The organism is Protofrankia sp. CiP1_Cm_nod4 (assembly GCF_982290645.1).
In genome coordinates, this window is sequence record NZ_CEVIVC010000025.1 from 23613 (window position 1) to 26441 (window position 2829).

Here is a 2829-nt window from a genome sequence, read left to right on the forward strand (position 1 = left end):
TCCCCGGCCGACGTCGTCGCGGCCCTGCTGGCCCGGGCCGACACCCCGGTACGGAGTGATGACGTGCCCTCCGTGGCGGCCGACGCGGCCCCGGGGACACCCGAGCGGATCATCGGCGACCTGCTGTTCGCGGCCGTGGCCCTGGCCCGGCAGGCCGGCGTCGACCCGGAGGCCGCGCTGCGGACGTCCGCCCGCCGCTTCCGGGACACCCTCGCCGCTACCGAGGACGCGATCCGCGCCGCCGGTCTGGACCCCCGGGACGCCGGCCCCGACTCCTGGCGTGCCCACTGGCCGGCAGCGCCGCGACAGGCCCCGGCCGCAAGCGGCACCCCGACCAGCTGACGCCCCACGGCCAGCCGGCCCGTCGAGGCACACCCCGGAAGGCTCCGGCCATGCGGCTGGAGACACGCCCCACCTTGACCCGGATGAACCCGGGGAGGCCGGCCCTCCCCGCCATGACTGGTCATCCGGGGAGGCCGGCCCTCCCCGCCATACTGGTGAAGCCGTGCCATGGCCTGTGGCGCGTGGTCTCGCTGTCGGGCGGCAGGTGCGGCGCGTAGCCTCGCTGCATGGCAGCAGACACCGCGCGGGAGGCGCTGGCGGGCGTCCGTCGTCTGTATGCGCGGCGGTCCGCGCCCATCCTTCTCGAGCTCGACCTCACCGTGGATCCGGTCGAAGGGGTACCTGGTGATCCGGTGAGCGCGGCTCTGGCGCGGCGCCGCCCGTCCCTGCGCACCATCGTGGACGGGCTGCGCCGGGCCGGGCAGGACGACCGGGCGGCCACGCTCATCGCCCGGATCGCCCCCTGCGGGACGCCGCTGGCGCGGGTGCAGGAGATCCGGGACGCGGTCATCGCCTTCCGGGACGCCGGCGGGACCGCCTTCGCCTACGCGGACGCGTTCGGCGAGTTCGGCGGCGGGACCGTCCCGTACTACCTGGCCTGCGCGTTCGACCAGATCTGGCTGGCGCCGCCGGGGGACCTGGGCCTGACCGGGGTGGCCCTGGAGACACCGTTCCTGCGCGACGCCCTGGACCGGCTCGGCATCGAGATCCAGGTCGGGCAGCGCCACGAGTACAAGAACGCCGCCAACACCTTCGTGGAACGCGATTTCACCGCCGCGCACCGGGAGGCCAGCGAGCGGATCGTCGTCTCCAGCCTGTCCATGATCGTGGACGGTGTCGCCGCCGCCCGTGGCCTGTCCCCGGCGCGGGTCCGCGAACTGATCGACAACGCGCCGCTGTCGGCCGAGCAGGCCCGCCGGGCCGGCCTGGTCGACCGGCTGGGCTACCGGGACGAGGTCTACGCCGCCGCCCGGGCCCACGCCCGCCGCACCGCGGGCGCCGCCACCCCTGCCGTTGCTACCGCCGGTGCCGCCGGCTCTGCCGCCGGTGCCGCCGGTGCCGCCGGCGAGGCCGGGGCCGGCGCGGACGCCGCGGCCAGGGGAACGCGCCGCGCGGACGCTCCGGCCGGAGGTGACGTCCTGGCCGGAGGTACGGCCACCACGGCCGAGGACGAGCGCGACGGCGTGATCATGATGTACCTCGCCCACTACCAGCGGACGGCCCAGCGCCGGGAGGCGTCCCGGTCACGGCTGCCCGTCCCGATGCCCCGTCTGGGCGGGCGGCCGGCGGAACCGGGCGGTAAGGCCTTCCGGCGCGGGCCCGAACGGCGCAAGGTGATCGCCCTCATCCACGGGACCGGGCCGGTGCTGCTCGGCCGCGGCGGGCGCGCGCCGCTGCGGGGCCCGGCCATGGCCTCGGACGCCCTCACCGCCGCCTTCCGGGCGGCGGGCCGCGACGAGGACGTCGCCGCGGCCGTGTTCCGGGTGGACAGCCCCGGCGGCTCGTACGTGGCCTCCGACCTGATCCGGCGGGAGGTCGAACGGTTCCAGGCCACCGGGCGTCCGGTGGTGGTCTCGATGGGGTCGGTGGCCGCCTCCGGCGGGTATTTCGTCGCGCTCGGGGCGGACGCGATCGTGGCGCATCCGGGCACCCTGACCGGGTCCATCGGGGTGCTGGGCGGCAAGCAGGTCGTCCGCGAGCTGCTGGACAGGATCGGCGTGCGTTTCGGCGCGGTCGCCGGGGGCGAGAACGCGCTGATGACCTCCCCACGGCGGGAGTTCAGCCCGGCCGAGCGCAAGAAGCTCGACGAGTTCCTGGACCGGGTCTACGAGGACTTCGTCACCAAGGTCGCCGCGGGCCGGAGGATGACGCCGGAGGCGGTGCACGAGGTTGCCCGGGGCCGGGTGTGGACGGGCGCCGACGCCCATGAGCGTGGCCTGGTGGACGTGCTCGGCGGACTGTTCCAGGCCTGTGAGCTGGCCTGGGAGAAGGCCGGCCTGCCCGCGTCGGTCACCCCGCGGCTGCGTGTCCTGCCGAAGCTGGCGCTGGCGGACAGGCTGCGCCCGCCGCGGTCGAGCGAGGACCCGGCGGCCGCTGGTGTGGGCGGGGCGCCCCTGGCCGGCCCGCTGTCGGCCGGCTGGCCCCTGACGGGCACGGCACTGCTGGAGGCGTCGCTGGAGGCGATGGCGCACCGGGTCGCCGGCGGGGCGTACGCCCCAGCCGGCGGCGATGTGTTCGCCGCCGGCTGGGGCCCGCTGGCCGCGGCCGCGGCCCGGGCCGGCCTGCCGGCCGGCGGCCCGCTGCTGATGCCGCCGCTGGGCCTCGTCATCTGACCGCCTGACCGGTTCCGGTTGAAAGGCCTGGCCGACCGGAGCCTGGCCGACCGAAAAAGGTCCGACCATTCGATTTCTCAAATCGGCCGGCATCAGTGCGACCGTCCATGATCATGAATTTTCCGGGTCGTCCGCAGCACCTCGCGGCGACAGG

Annotated in this window: 1 protein-coding gene and 1 pseudogene; both read left to right on the forward strand. The window is 76.0% G+C overall.

The genetic code is table 11. From position 1 onward, the window contains the following. Positions 1-342 (forward strand): annotated as a pseudogene (locus AC5LSR_RS07440) (nucleoside triphosphate pyrophosphohydrolase); the annotation flags it as partial. A gap of 227 nt (positions 343-569) precedes the next feature. Beyond that, entirely contained in the window at positions 570-2675 is a 2106-nt protein-coding gene (sppA, locus tag AC5LSR_RS07445; RefSeq protein WP_250285629.1) for a signal peptide peptidase SppA, read from the forward strand. Positions 2676-2829: the final 154 nt, after the last annotated feature.

Coding starts and splice junctions, on each gene's coding strand:
- sppA (WP_250285629.1), top strand. CDS start 570: ATGGCAGCAGACACCGCGCGGGAGGCGCTGGCGGGCGTCCGTCGTCTG.